Consider the following 13,948-nt stretch of genomic DNA (forward strand, 5'->3'; position numbering starts at 1 on the left):
TAATGCATAATTTCTATATAAACAGAAAAAAGCATTCATTAACGAGCATTTTGCAATACTTTTATTAGGTCATTTATATTTTCAACTTTATGCTGAAACTGATCAAATCTACTATGTAACAATGAAGGATTCTTATCTTCAGTTGAAATAACTTTTTTTAACTCCTGTTCTAATATATCATATGTATCAAAGAAATTATCAAATTCTACACTTACAAGTTCTTCATTTTCACGATAAAATCTTCTTGCTTCTATATAAGTCATATATGATTTATTTAAAAATCCTAATGAAACTAAATATTTAGAAGTGTTTTCTTGATAAATAGCAATATCACATGCTATTTTCATATCAGAATAAGTCTTTTGAACGAAACAATGCAACTCAACAATCTTAAGCTTTAATCCGTTATTCATTTTATCCCCTCCCATCCTATCTATTCTACATAAAAAAAGAATATTATACAAAGTAAAATATCAGTATAGTACAAAAATAAAAAGCGAAAGAATAACTTCTTTCGCTTTTTACAGTAATACATACATTTCATATTGTGCTAAAGAATTCTTTTCAAATCCAGTTTTCTTTAAAAACCCTTCCAGTAAACTGTTGTTTGGAAAACTAATTAATAAGCTTTCTAAATTCAACTCATCTCTTGCTACTTGTAATAATTTTGATCCAATACCACGATTTCTATACTCTTTGTCTATGAAAATAAAACTAATTTTACCTTGTTCATTTATACATATAGAACCTTTTAAATCATTATCGACATATGCGCCATAAAATGTATGATTTGTTTTTTCGATATAATCCATATCATTTTGCCAGTTTATATGGAAGTGTAACCATTTCTGAATTTCAACTTTAAAAGCAGGGAATTCTAATTGTTTTACTTCAATTCCCTTACATTCTTTATGTATTATTTTAGTCATATCTTTTAAATTATAATAAGATAGATCGTACACTTTTTCATAGCCTAATTTATTATAAAAACGAATCGCCCGGTCATTACCTACAATGACTTCAAGAAAAAGTTGCTTACACCCGTTTTGAATCGCTTCATCTTTATGCAGTTCAAATAACTTTTGACTCACACCAATACCACGGTAATTCGGATGAACTGCTAATGTTCCGCAGCGCATTGTTTTTATGTTTTCATAATCCTTTATCCCGCCAAGTATTACACCAACAGATTTATTACCTTCTAAAGCAACAAATGAATGTTTTAGTGAATTCCCTTCAGCTCCAAAAAATCTTTTTATAAAATCTTCCTTTGAAACTTCCATTTTAATAATGTAATCTGAAAAGCCATCTCTAAAAGCTTCATACACTAAATCTATATTTATCTCACTGCATCTTTTATATTGAATCATATAAAATTATCCCCCACTTACTCGTGTTAAACTAATGTTCAAATATATAAGATCTACTAGTCACATCATACTTTAATTTTGAATTCTACTGCTTAATTTGAAATGAACGGACACTTCCCTACATATCTGTCACTATTAATTTGTTTTATAACAAATGGTGCAATATCACTATTTTGAATTTTGATTCCTGGCATATCTACTAAACTCTCGTTTATACGTCCAATACCATTTCCCTCTATAACAAATGGTAATCTAACAATTGTCCAATCTACTTCACTACTTTGGATAATTTGTAATTCTTTATATTTATCTTGCATCATTTTTGATAAAAAAACTTTAAATAAGGTAGCTCCTATTTTATTTACAATTCTCTTTTGATCTCCTGTAACATTTAAAGAGCCTCCGGAAATTACAATATATCTTTTTATTTCAAACTCCTTCATTGCTTCTAAAATATGCTTCGTTACTGTGCTAAAAATATAAGATTCATTTTTGGGTTGACCTACTGCATTAATTACAGCTCCACACCCTTTAAGTAATTTGCGTATTGAAGCAAAATCACGTGCATCTCCATTAATGATCTCTATATTTTCATTTGTTATTTTGATATTATTAGAATTTCTTGTTAATATTTTTACTTGATACCCCTTATCTAGCGCTTCTTTTACAAGGAATTTCCCCGCTTTTCCGTTTGCACCCAAAATAGCTATTTTATTTGTACTTTCCAATATTAACCCCTCTTACTATCTATGATTTACTACATTAATCTCATATACACGTAAAAAAGCAATTAAATGCTCACACGCTCGTTCACATGCTAACATTTTAAAGATTTTTTGTTCCTCTTTCGTTTTATCATTCGCTTGATCTGAAGCAGCTTTTAAACATAGAAAAGGTTTGTTATTGATTTGGCACACATAAGCAAAAGCTGCCACTTCTTGATCAACCGCTAATGCTCCATATACAGTATGGAGTAAATATCTCATTTCTGAACTACGAATACGTTGATCTCCAGATAAAAATGTACCATAATGAATCGGATCATATGATCGTATCTTTTTTATTCTTCTTACAAGCCACTTTGTTGTTTCAATAGGTGCTGTCCTACCATTATATAAATTAAAAACATCTTCCCCCGAACCGGCAGCAGTAACATCGTGTTGTATTGCATTAAGAGCTACTACAATATGTCCATTTTTCACCTTATTTGATAGACTTCCACATATTCCTGTCATAAACAACTCATCTGGCTGAAACTCACTAATTAATAATTGTACACAACTTGCACAGCTTACTTTCCCAACTCCAGTTATAACTGAAATAATTTCCAGATCATTTATAGTATGAAAATGAAATTCCCAAGCTGCTCTTTTTTCAATGCGTTTACTTGGATAATATTGATGCAAATACGTAAGTTCAGGTTCCCAAGCTGCTACAATTGCAATACGTTTCATTACACGCTTCACTTCCCCTATTGTTATCATGTAAATACTTTATCTATACCTTCTCGCTCATAATCTGGAATCCACTCTTTATATTTCTCATATAAAGTGAAACTTTAATCAGCCCTCACCAATCGGACTTTTATGGGCAGCCCGATCCCCACCTAACTTCTTTGTTTTCGCTGAATTTTGAGGTGGGGGTCTTACTGCCCATTAAAGCGGGATAAACTTCGTATTGTTTCTTTATTCTTCGTAATTACTTCACTTCCTCTATCATCATACATAAACATAATAATATCTTTTGTTATATTTATGAGAAATACATCTGGATAAGAAGTTTCTTTTTTTCGTCCAAAACGAGGAAAACGATTTGGAAAACCTTTATAATTCGGTGTTTAAATAGGTCGCTTATGCTTTATATCACCAGTGAACCATTTTAATAAAATTGATATGTACAATACAAAGCAACTTCTTCATCTTTAAATAAAAATGGCATTGTTTCTTGCCTTATATGATGCTTTAAGTCTCTTTTCTAAATAAATCGTCTATATATTTATTTTCTGTAGATTTTTCACATTTTCCTTTTTCAATCGATAACCATTTGTTATTAAAAACACTTTATCTTCTTTTGAAAATATATCTTCAAATAAGTGTTTATTAAATGTACGGCACTAATGTAACCCCAGAAAATCTTTGATTCATTTATTTTCTTAGCTACATTTTCATACCCTTTCTACTCTACAATTTCTTTTAACTGCCAATATGATTCTTCTAACCAAGGATGCAAAACTTTCAACTTATCTTTTCTATCCCACAAATATGAAATATATGCAAAAGCAGCATGTTCTAAAGATTTTTCTAATCCTTTTTTTACTTCTGCTAAATATGGTGGCGCTCCATTTTGATCCCATTCTATTTTATCAGCAACAAATAACACTAAATCCATTTTCGTTGCATGTTTACGTAGTGTAGTATGGCAGCAAATTGCATTCAAAATTTCTTCATCATCCACTTTAAATATCTCTTTTGCAATTACTTTCGATAACTTTTGATGAATAATCATTGGAAATTCTCGTTCTTCTTGTAATATCTCTATTCCAAATTGCTCAGCAACTACAATCCGATCTTCATTTGGAAAGATTGCACTAATATCATGTAAATATGCTGCAATTGCTGCCTTTTCTTCATTTACATGATACATAACTGCAATTTTACGAGACTCATTTGCCACTCGAATTGAATGTTTATATGTAACTTCTTTATTGTATTTTAATAGAAAAGCTTTTATATCATTTTCAATTTTTCCAGTTGGAGTAAATGAGTATATATCCTTATATAGCATCGTATGTCCCCTTCTTCCTAACTTTCAATATAACGTTGTATTTAAATATCCTTTTTATTTGTATTCGTTATTAATGTTTTAATCCCTTTTTTATACGTTACATGAAATTTTATAGAGAATCATTGCTACAAAACACATAAATGTTTGATATTATAGTAATGTTAATGATTTGTAAGGAAAGGAACTACATAATGAATAAAAACATATTAATTATTGATGACGATAAAGAAATTGTTGAATTACTTGCTGTTTATTTGCGAAATGAAGGCTATAACATTTATAAAGCATACGATGGCGATGAAGCATTGCAAATGATTTCTACATATGAAGTTGACCTTATGATTTTGGATATTATGATGCCAAAACGAAACGGATTAGAAGTTTGCCAAGAGGTTCGTGAGAATAATACTGTACCTATTCTTATGTTGAGTGCAAAAGCAGAAGATATGGATAAAATATTAGGTCTTATGACTGGTGCAGACGATTATATGATTAAACCATTCAATCCATTAGAATTAGTAGCTAGAGTGAAAGCTTTACTACGAAGATCATCTTTCCAAAATGCTACTTCTCCAAAAAATGAAGATGGTATGATTCGCATTCGTTCTGCTGAAATTCACAAACATAATCATACCGTTAAAGTAAATGGCGAATATATTAAGCTTACATCTATTGAATTTGATATTTTATATTTACTTGCGAGTAATACAGGACGAGTATTTAGTTCCGAAGAAATTTTTGAACGTGTTTGGAATGAAGATGGTTATGGTTCAAATAAAACTGTAATGGTTCACATTAGTAATTTACGAGATAAACTTGAAACAGGAATGAATGGAGAAAAATTTATTCATACCGTTTGGGGAGTAGGCTATAAAATTGAGAAATGAAGCATTTGATATATTAAAAGATATCCCAAAGTGGAAGTTAATTTTTTGGTTCATGTTAGCTATCACACTTACCCCTATTACTGAATTAATTATATATCGTCTTGTTACAAGTGTAATTGAAAGTTCACTTACATTAAGCGAACTCGGCAAAGAATTCATTAGAATTTTTGGTTATGAAAAATATAAAGGAATAAAGGAATCTCTTTGGATGATGATCGTCTCTTATTTATTTTTATTTTCGATTTTCTCATCTTACCTATACATTTTTTACCGTCATGAAAGAAAAGTTTACTATGAAACTTGCATTAAAAAAATGATAGAAGAGATTCGTTATATTGCAAATGGAAACTTCAATCATAAAGTTTCTATCGTAAACCATAATTATTTGGAAGAGTTAGCAAGCGGGGTTAATCAAATTGTTGAACAATTGAAAGTCTCAATTGATGAAGAAAGACAGGCAGAACAAGCAAAAAGTGAATTGATTACAAATGTATCACATGATTTACGCACTCCTCTTACCTCTATAGTTGGATACGTGAATTTAATCCACCATGATAATTATAGAGATGAAGTGGAATTACGTCATTATATACAAGTCATTTACGATAAAGTAACCCGTCTTAATGCATTAATGAATGATTTGTTTGAATATACACGTGTTCAAAATAAAGAATTAAGTTTATATTCTGTCCCTATTGATATTGTGGAGCTTCTTGGACAATTAACAGTTCAATTTCGAATACAGCTTCAAGAGGCTAATATTGATTGTCGCCCCTTTTTTCCATCAAAGAAGCTAATGGTATTAGCTGATGGAGACAAATTAGTGCGCGTATTTGAAAATCTAATTATTAATGCTATCGCTTACGGTAACGATGGTGATTATATTGATATTACTGCTTATGAAAGTAATAATATGATTGCAATCGATATAACCAATTACGGCCAACCTATTCCAAGTACCGATTTACCTCATATTTTTGAACGTTTTTATCGCGTTGAGAAATCGCGCTCTACAAACACTGGTGGATCTGGACTCGGATTGGCAATTGCAAAGAGTATTGTCGAATTGCATAAAGGAACAATTGAAGTGTATAGTGATGACAAAAAAACAACATTCACTGTAAAACTACAACCATATAAATGTTAATACAGCTTAATTTCAGGTCCAATTTCTTACGATATAAGAAATTGGACCTTTTATTTTCCATTAACATCCAAAATTTAATAATCCTTTATAATTCTTTAGAAATTCTTTACCTTTTCTTTCTTCCTAATTAAGCATTCCTTTTTACAATATTATTATCGATGTCATAATAGGAGGATCGCTTATGCAATTCTTTAAAAAATTCACAATTTTATTATTATCTTTTGTTATTACTGCATTTATCGTTTTATATTTTTATCTTTATGTAAATGGCCCAATTATTCAAGCTAAATCAGCTATTTTAATAGATGCTCATTCAGGTGAAGTTGTTTATACAAAAAATGAAAAAACTCCTATACAATCGGCTACTTTATCTAAATTAATGACAGAATATATCGCACTAGAACAACTGAATGAAGGAAATATACAGTTAGATGAAGTCGTAAAAATAAGTAACGAAGTTTTCCAAGCAGAAACGAGTCCTATACAAGTAACTTCGAAAGATAAAACGACGGTTCGTGATTTACTACATGCATTGTTATTGACAGGGAATAATCGTTCCGCACTTGCCCTTGCAGAACATATCGCTGGAAACGAAGATAATTTTACACAGTTAATGAATGAAAAAGCAAAACGCCTAAAGTTATCACAACCATCTCCGTTTCTAAACGCTACTGGAATGAATAACGATACAAATAAACTTGCAACTACAACAGCAATTGAAGTTGCTAAACTAGCAACAGAATTAGTAACAGACTTTCCAGATATACTGAACATTACAAAACTAACCTCTTACCAGTTCTCCTTCAAAGATACGAAAGTTTTCAACACCAATAAAATGATATATTCCCTTAATAAAAACATTAAACTCCAAGGTGTTGATGGCTTACAAACTAATTTTTCAACTAATGGTAATTATAGTTTTGTCAGTACCGCAAAACGAGGAGATACTAGACTTATTTCAGTAATATTAGACGCCGAAAATGAAAATAGTACTTTTGCCGAAAATGAAAATAGTACTTTTATTGAAACAAAAAAGTTACTTCAGTACGGCTTTGATCCTTCTTCTTACTCTGCACTCCAAGCGTTCAAAGATGCTGTTACATCTTGGGCAGTTTTGCTTCAGTTTAAAAATTTGATTATACAAACATTGTTGATTTTCTTCATTATAACAATTTTAATGTTCTTACATATACGTCAGAAAAAATCCGAGGATTTCAACTAGGAAATCTTCTTATATATAAAAAAACGGCTTGTATTTACAATGCAAGCCGTTTTCTAAATCTATAGTCCTCTCCCAATTAAATTCGCTGAAACAGGCTGGAGATTTAACTCCCTCGCCCATATAGATAACTGACCGATATGATGAATTTCATGTACAATTACGTGCCTTAAGACCTCACCATATGTATATGTTTTATCTGTCCACGAAGCTTTTAATAGCTTACATTCTAAGTTAGCTGACCATACTTGTAAAAAATCTTCTAATTCTTTTTTATATAAATCAGATAACACTTTCACTTTTTTAATTGATTGATAATCCTTAAACTGCGGTTCACTATCTTCTTTCCCTTGAATTGCACTAATCCAGCTATACTCAACATCAACAATATGAAATAATGTTGCTAAAATACTTCCAACACCACCAACACGTTTGCGGAGTAATTCTTCCGCTGAAAGTTGCTCACACCACTTAAACCAATCATCTCTTACTTGCCAATTGTATTGAAGTAAAGTGTACATATTTATCCCTCCCCTACCTCAATTATCCACTTAATCGCATCTATAATATAATGTGGCTCGTCTTTTTGAATATAGTGACCACTTTGTTCTGTAATTATAAATTTATGATTGTTTGATAAGCGTAATAATTCTTCTTGCAATTGTAACCACTTCATTTGTGCTTCTTGCGAATAATAGGCTTTTTTACCAGCAGCTAACACGACAAGTGGAATATTTCTCATTGACTGACAATGTTTATTTGCTTCACCTAAACTAAACATAAACTCTTTATAAGAACTTTCATGTACAAATTGTTTATAGTAAGCTTCTTGAAATTCTGGAGACATGATTAGTAAAAAATCTTTTTTATAATTTTCTGGTGTCGAATCAACCAAAACAATTCCCAACATATCTTCGGAATAAAAAGTCGCAAATAAACGTGCATTTATACCACCAAAAGAATGTCCTACAAAAATATAAGGTGGTTTCAGTTGCAATTTCTCTAAGCAACTTCTTAAGTCTTTTATCATTTCAGAACTAATACGTCGTTTGGAACTATTCCCACTTTTCCCTAATCCAGCTCGATCATATGTAAGTACAGTCCCAAATTCAGTCAACTCTTCAGCAATATGGTCCCATGTCTTTGAATAATCGCCATAACCTGCCTCCATTATAATAACTGGCTGCAACTTCTTTCCTTGAAATACTTTTGAATACATTTTAAAATCATCAACTTGTACATATTCCTCTATACATTTAACCATGGACGATCACTTCTCTCCGATAAAGTTCTTCTTCAATTTGATTAATTATTTCATCTATAGATAAAGCTCCATCCAAAACAATATCTGAATTTGGCTTTACAGTATGAAGCGCCTCCAAATAGGCTTTTCTAGCATATGTTATATAATGCTTTAAATCATTATGTATTTCACTCATTGCATCTTCTTTAAAATCTCGCAAAATTCTTCTAGCCATCGCAATATCTAAAGGTGTATCGATAAATATGGTTACATCAATGAATTGTCGCATTTCACCATTCAGGTATGCAAAAGGATAATCTACAATAATATAATCTACACTATTATCTCGTATAAGATGCTGTATATCCTTAATTAATGGTGTAAGTACCCATTCATCATAATTTGCTCCATCATCAATCCATTTACAAATATCTGCAGGATAATTATCAAAGTTATAACTATCAAAATAAAGAGCTTTTGAATTTTTTAACTCATTTGTTAATCTTTCTGTAACAGTAGTTTTACCTCCTCCTGAAACAGCTGCAATTGTAATGATTTTCGTTTTCTTATTCATAATCCCCCACCCCCTTTTAATTAACATAATATAATTATAAATAACTATAATTCTTTATCGCTCCATTCATATTCTAACATACTCATTTCCCATAAATTCCAATACGTTTCTCCTACTTTTTTCGACTCTCTTAATAACCCTTCTTTTACAAATCCTATTTTTTCGTAACATGAAATGGCTGACGTATTAAAATCATAGACACCAAGCGTTACTCTATGTAGTTTTAATTCTTCAAATGCAATATGAAGTACTGCTTTCATCATATGCTTCCCCATAGAACGTCCTCTCATTTTCGTATCACCAACTAGTACTTTACCAATCCTTGCAGATTTATTTATATTGTCTATTTGCCCAAGTGAAATATGACCAACTACTTCTTGAGTCTCTTCATCTATTACTTTGAATGCAAGTGTATTTTCACTTTCTATATATTTTTCTAATTGCTGTTCATTTAAAGGATATGTAAATGCATTTCCCGACCATTGTATTAAAAAATCCTCGGAATCAATCCAGTTTATTAATTGTTTGAAATCGAATTGTTTAAAAGGTTCTAATTTAATCAACTTCATTCTCCTTTCATACACTATTCTATATATCCTCAAACTTATTTCTATATATAGAATATATTCTCCTTTTATACGAAATGAAAATAAAGCCATTCATAAGAATGGCTTTACAAAAACATAGCTCAGTTATGCCATGTTTCTTATGTTAGCAATGGTTCAATTGCTTCAATTTTACAAACTGAAATAATTACTGTAACTACCCCAGCACTATTAGCAAGCTTTACAACATCACAAGTGACAGAAGAAACAGTTCCTGCGTAATTATTAGTTCCTGTTGTAATGCGCACTGATCTGTTTACTAACTTTCTCAGCTCATCTCTAATTCCTTGTACACAGCAACAATCGCATTTTTTATTTTGCTCTTCATGTTCTTTTTTACACTCTTCGAAAACATCCCAACAATCATCCTGTTTACATGTACACTTCTTTTTACAATTATTAAATCGAGAACCCAAAATCTCACCCCCTAATCATTTCTATTAATATAGTATGTCCACTAACTTTAAAGTGTACGAGGCAAAAACATAGAAAGGAAAAAACAAACACATGTACTAAATTATCCTGTATATATAAAAACTGACCTCTAACAATTAGAGGTCAGTTCACCTTATACATGCTTTAATTTTATAATTTACTAGACTGCAATCCCTGAATAAACGGAACTACCTCAGGATTTACAAGTGATGATAAATCGCCTAATTCTTTTCCTAAATAAGCGGCTTTAATGACGCGTCGCATTACTTTAGAATTACGTGTTTTCGGTAAATCTTCTACAACGTGAATATCTTTTGGACATAATGCTTTTCCAATATGAGAGTTTACTAAACTCATTAATTCTTTCTTTAATTCTTCAGTAAATGTTACATTATCTCTTAATACTACAAAACAATGACAAACTTCACCTTTTACATCATCTGGTACACCAATCGCGGCAGCTTCTATGACATCATTATGCTTTACAAGAATTGATTCATATTCAGCAGGTCCAATACGTTTCCCAGCAATGTTTAACGTATCATCCGAGCGTCCTGTAATAATATATTGCTCACCATCGTAAACAACCCAGTCACCATGAACCCATTTATTTTCAAAACGTGACCAATATGTGTTCACATAACGCTCATCGTCTTCCCAGAAACTTTTCGTCATACCAACCCAAGGTTTCTCTAAACATAATTCTCCAACTTCATCACGAATCGGATTGCCTTGATCATCGAGCACAACCGCTGCCATTCCTGGTAAAGAAGCGTTAAAGCTAATCGGTGCAATTGGTTTAATAAGGACGTTCCCGAAAATCCCACCAGAAATTTCAGTCCCGCCTGAATAGTTACAAATTGGTACATTACTTTTTCCAACTGTTTCAAATAGCCACATCCAAGGATCTGGATTCCAAGGCTCACCTGTTGAAGCAAATACTTCTAAACTCTTGAGTGAATGTTTATTTACATACTTATCACCTTTTGCCATTAACGCACGAATTAATGTTGGTGATATACCGAGATGTGTAATTTCATATTTATCAACTGTCTCCCATAAACGATCTGCTTCTGGAAAGTCCGGAACACCTTCATACATAACCATCGTTGCTCCATTAATGAGAGAGCCAAATAATAAAAATGGTCCCATCATCCATCCCATATCAGTTACCCATAATACGCGGTCACCTTGTTTGATATTCATTCCAAATCCCGCATCAAAAGCTGCTTTTAAAGGAAATCCAGCATGAGTGTGTACTGTCCCTTTCGGTTTTCCAGTAGTACCTGATGTATAAATGAGCATTAATGGATCATCACTATGCATTTCTTCAGCATGTACAAATGGCTTTTCTTTTTCTAACGTACTCCATGAGAAATCATAATTATGCGGTGTAAAATCATTTCCTGCATGACGCACGATAACAACTTTTTCAACAGTTGGACAATGCTCACAAGCTTTATCTACTTCATCTTTTAATGAAACAATTTTACCTCGGCGTGAAAAACCATCTGCAGTAATAATCATTTTAGACCCTGCCGCTTGTACACGTGTCATGACTGCATCAGATGCAAATCCTGAGAATATTGGTGAAATAATTGCTCCGATCTTCATAACCGCTAGCATCGCAACAACGGTTTCTGGAATCATCGGCATATAAATTGTGACACGATCACCTTTTTCAATACCCGCATGTTTCAAACCGTTTGCAACGCGACTTACCCAGCTATCAAGCTCCTCATATGTAAATGATTTTGAAGTTCCATTTTCCCCTTCATACTGAAGTGCTGGCTGTGTCCTCGTTTCATCATCTGCAAGCCAGCGTGATAAAACCGATTCTACAACATTACATGTTCCGCCATTATACCACTGTGCAAATGGCGTACCATTTTCTAAATCTAGCACTTCTGTATAAGGTTTCATCCATTGATAGCCAACTGCTTTCTCAGCTTCTCCCCAAAACCAAGCTGTTTCTTCGATTGACTTATTATAAAACGTTTCATAATCTTCATAGCCCAATGATTTCATCCAACCATATAAACGCGTTTTTTCTTTATACTCTTCTGTTGGAAACCAAACTGCTTGTTTCAATGTTTTCCCCTCCTTGACTTTTTGAGCAAGAAAGCCCTAAATAGGGCTTTTAAACTGGATAAACCGGATGTTTACGATCCGTAAATACTTGATATTTACTCATATACATTTCGAATCGTCCTTTTAACTCTTCTCTTAAATTGTTTGGATGAACAATACCATCAATGACCATCTCTGATGCTAAATGGTAAATATCAATATCCTTCTTATACTCTTCGCGTTTTTCAGCAATGAAGCTATCACGCTCTTCTTCAGGTAAAGCTGCAATCTTATTTGCATATACAGCATTGACCGCGGCTTCTGGACCCATTACCGCAATAGAAGCTGTTGGTAATGCTAGGCAGCAATCTGGTTCAAAAGCTGGACCTGCCATCGCATATAAACCAGCACCATATGCTTTACGAACAACGATAGAAATTTTCGGTACAGTTGCTTCACTCATTGCGGAAATCATTTTTGCACCGTGACGAATAATACCAGCACGTTCTACTTTTGTACCAATCATAAATCCAGGTACATCTGCAAGGAATAGTAACGGAATATGATATGCATCGCATAAATTAATAAATTTCGCTGCTTTATCAGCTGAATCGTGGAATAATACGCCGCCTTTCATACGCGGTTGATTTGCAATAATACCAACTGGCTTACCATCAATACGTGCTAAACCTGTAATGAGTTCTTGAGCAAATAATTTTTTCACTTCATAGAAAGAACCTTCATCAATAACTCTATTAATAAGATCTTTCATATTGAAAGGAGCATTTTGATTTTCTGGAATGATTTCTTCTAACGTTTTATCGAATTGTTTCGGTTCTTGAGGTGTAACTAATGGAGTCTTTTCTAAGTAGTTGTTTGGAAAATATGAAATGTATTGTCTTGCTTGTGTAATTGCATCTTCTTCTGTCTTACATAAAACATCTCCGCATCCTGATACAGAGCAATGCATACGAGCTCCGCCCATCTCTTCTAACGTTACCTTCTCACCGATAACCATCTCAGCCATACGAGGAGATCCTAAATACATAGATGCATTTCCCTCAACCATCATTACAACGTCACAAAAGGCTGGAATATAAGCACCACCAGCTGCAGAAGGTCCAAATAACAAGCATACTTGAGGAACTTTACCTGATAATTTCACTTGATTATAGAAGATTCTTCCTGCACCGCGGCGCCCTGGGAACATTTCAACTTGATCAGTAATACGTGCTCCAGCAGAGTCAACTAAATAAAATAACGGAACACGTAATTTTTCTGCCGTTTCTTGAATACGTAAAATCTTTTCGACTGTACGTGCACCCCATGATCCAGCCTTTACTGTTGAATCATTCGCCATTACGCATGCTGTACGACCATGTATTTTACCCGTTGCTGTTATAACACCATCAGCGGGTAACCCTGTTTGTTCACAATTTGCAAATAATGCATCTTCTACATATTCACCATTATCAAATAAAAGAGCTAAGCGATCTCGAACGAATAGTTTACCTTTCGCTTTGTTTTGTTCATGATATTTTGGTGCGCCGCCTTGTTTAATCGTTTCAACTCGTTCTTCAAATGTATTCGATTGTTGTTTTTGATCTAACATAT

General features: G+C 32.6%; 15 protein-coding genes and 1 pseudogene. 3 read left to right on the top strand and 13 right to left on the bottom strand.

Annotation, left to right across the window (positions count from 1 at the left end):
- Positions 1-38 precede the first annotated feature (38 nt).
- From MR083_RS01760 to yqeK, 6 genes and pseudogenes are all read right to left on the bottom strand, one after another.
- The gene (locus MR083_RS01760; RefSeq protein ID WP_242268341.1) at positions 39-413 is read right to left on the bottom strand and encodes a hypothetical protein; all 375 of its coding nucleotides are present in this window, start codon (positions 411-413) and stop codon (positions 39-41) included.
- A gap of 108 nt (positions 414-521) precedes the next feature.
- Positions 522-1,370 carry a GNAT family N-acetyltransferase gene (locus MR083_RS01765; protein WP_242268342.1) on the bottom strand — a complete coding sequence of 283 codons (849 nt, stop codon included), beginning with the start codon at positions 1,368-1,370 and terminating at the stop codon, positions 522-524.
- A 92-nt stretch (positions 1,371-1,462) separates the two neighbouring features.
- A complete protein-coding gene (locus MR083_RS01770) occupies positions 1,463-2,098 on the bottom strand; it encodes an SDR family oxidoreductase (RefSeq protein WP_242268345.1) in 636 nt (211 codons plus the stop codon).
- Positions 2,099-2,113: 15 nt separating this feature from the next.
- Positions 2,114-2,851: a phosphorylase family protein gene (locus MR083_RS01775; RefSeq protein ID WP_116733359.1), complete on the bottom strand. Its 738-nt coding sequence runs from the start codon at positions 2,849-2,851 to the stop codon at positions 2,114-2,116.
- Between the two features lie 164 nt (positions 2,852-3,015).
- Positions 3,016-3,477 (bottom strand): annotated as a pseudogene (locus tag MR083_RS01785) (DUF3885 domain-containing protein); the annotation flags it as partial.
- 68 nt (positions 3,478-3,545) lie between these two features.
- Positions 3,546-4,154, bottom strand: coding sequence for a bis(5'-nucleosyl)-tetraphosphatase (symmetrical) YqeK (gene yqeK, locus MR083_RS01790; protein WP_061182906.1), 609 nt, complete (start codon positions 4,152-4,154; stop codon positions 3,546-3,548).
- 191 nt (positions 4,155-4,345) lie between these two features.
- On the opposite strand from yqeK, the gene MR083_RS01795 reads away from it, so the two are divergent.
- The 3 genes from MR083_RS01795 to MR083_RS01805 all read left to right on the top strand — a co-directional run bounded on the left by MR083_RS01795 (position 4,346) and on the right by MR083_RS01805 (position 7,410).
- Entirely contained in the window at positions 4,346-5,041 is a 696-nt protein-coding gene (locus tag MR083_RS01795; RefSeq protein ID WP_062822442.1) for a response regulator transcription factor, read from the top strand.
- A complete protein-coding gene (locus MR083_RS01800) occupies positions 5,031-6,188 on the top strand; it encodes a sensor histidine kinase (RefSeq protein ID WP_242268347.1) in 1,158 nt (385 codons plus the stop codon). The genes MR083_RS01795 and MR083_RS01800 overlap by 11 nt, the downstream gene beginning before the upstream one ends.
- 181 nt (positions 6,189-6,369) lie before the next feature.
- A complete protein-coding gene (locus tag MR083_RS01805) occupies positions 6,370-7,410 on the top strand; it encodes a D-alanyl-D-alanine carboxypeptidase family protein (RefSeq protein ID WP_242268349.1) in 1,041 nt (346 codons plus the stop codon).
- A 59-nt stretch (positions 7,411-7,469) separates the two neighbouring features.
- On the opposite strand, the gene MR083_RS01810 is transcribed toward MR083_RS01805, so the two are convergent.
- The 7 genes from MR083_RS01810 to MR083_RS01840 form a co-directional block, all read right to left on the bottom strand.
- Positions 7,470-7,928: a DinB family protein gene (locus tag MR083_RS01810; RefSeq protein WP_242268352.1), complete on the bottom strand. Its 459-nt coding sequence runs from the start codon at positions 7,926-7,928 to the stop codon at positions 7,470-7,472.
- Positions 7,929-7,930: 2 nt separating this feature from the next.
- The gene (locus tag MR083_RS01815; RefSeq protein WP_242268354.1) at positions 7,931-8,671 is read right to left on the bottom strand and encodes an alpha/beta hydrolase; all 741 of its coding nucleotides are present in this window, start codon (positions 8,669-8,671) and stop codon (positions 7,931-7,933) included.
- On the bottom strand, positions 8,664-9,224 hold the full coding sequence (locus MR083_RS01820) for a nucleoside/nucleotide kinase family protein (protein WP_242268356.1): 561 nt from the start codon (positions 9,222-9,224) through the stop codon (positions 8,664-8,666). The genes MR083_RS01815 and MR083_RS01820 overlap by 8 nt, the downstream gene beginning before the upstream one ends.
- A gap of 44 nt (positions 9,225-9,268) precedes the next feature.
- Positions 9,269-9,811, bottom strand: coding sequence for a GNAT family N-acetyltransferase (locus MR083_RS01825; protein ID WP_242268421.1), 543 nt, complete (start codon positions 9,809-9,811; stop codon positions 9,269-9,271).
- A gap of 119 nt (positions 9,812-9,930) precedes the next feature.
- Complete coding sequence (exsK, locus tag MR083_RS01830; RefSeq protein ID WP_000535567.1) at positions 9,931-10,245, bottom strand: exosporium protein ExsK; 315 nt, start codon at positions 10,243-10,245, stop codon at positions 9,931-9,933.
- Positions 10,246-10,414: 169 nt separating this feature from the next.
- Positions 10,415-12,355, bottom strand: a complete 1,941-nt coding sequence (locus MR083_RS01835) for an AMP-binding protein (protein WP_000806485.1) — start codon at positions 12,353-12,355, stop codon at positions 10,415-10,417.
- Between the two features lie 49 nt (positions 12,356-12,404).
- The gene (locus tag MR083_RS01840) at positions 12,405-13,946 is read right to left on the bottom strand and encodes an acyl-CoA carboxylase subunit beta (RefSeq protein WP_000886752.1); all 1,542 of its coding nucleotides are present in this window, start codon (positions 13,944-13,946) and stop codon (positions 12,405-12,407) included.
- Positions 13,947-13,948: the final 2 nt, after the last annotated feature.

Origin of the sequence: Bacillus cereus group sp. BfR-BA-01408 (genome assembly GCF_022663305.1) — a bacterium.
Taxonomy (GTDB): Bacteria; Bacillota; Bacilli; order Bacillales; family Bacillaceae_G; genus Bacillus_A; species Bacillus_A pacificus.

Excerpts from the sequence above, each read along its gene's own strand:
- MR083_RS01815 (WP_242268354.1), bottom strand. The coding sequence starts at position 8,671 with ATGGTTAAATGTATAGAGGAATATGTACAAGTTGATGATTTTAAAATG.
- MR083_RS01820 (WP_242268356.1), bottom strand. The coding sequence starts at position 9,224 with ATGAATAAGAAAACGAAAATCATTACAATTGCAGCTGTTTCAGGAGGA.
- MR083_RS01810 (WP_242268352.1), bottom strand. The coding sequence starts at position 7,928 with ATGTACACTTTACTTCAATACAATTGGCAAGTAAGAGATGATTGGTTT.
- MR083_RS01795 (WP_062822442.1), top strand. The coding sequence starts at position 4,346 with ATGAATAAAAACATATTAATTATTGATGACGATAAAGAAATTGTTGAA.
- MR083_RS01840 (WP_000886752.1), bottom strand. The coding sequence starts at position 13,946 with ATGTTAGATCAAAAACAACAATCGAATACATTTGAAGAACGAGTTGAA.
- MR083_RS01760 (WP_242268341.1), bottom strand. The coding sequence starts at position 413 with ATGAATAACGGATTAAAGCTTAAGATTGTTGAGTTGCATTGTTTCGTT.
- yqeK (WP_061182906.1), bottom strand. The coding sequence starts at position 4,154 with ATGCTATATAAGGATATATACTCATTTACTCCAACTGGAAAAATTGAA.
- MR083_RS01765 (WP_242268342.1), bottom strand. The coding sequence starts at position 1,370 with ATGATTCAATATAAAAGATGCAGTGAGATAAATATAGATTTAGTGTAT.
- MR083_RS01805 (WP_242268349.1), top strand. The coding sequence starts at position 6,370 with ATGCAATTCTTTAAAAAATTCACAATTTTATTATTATCTTTTGTTATT.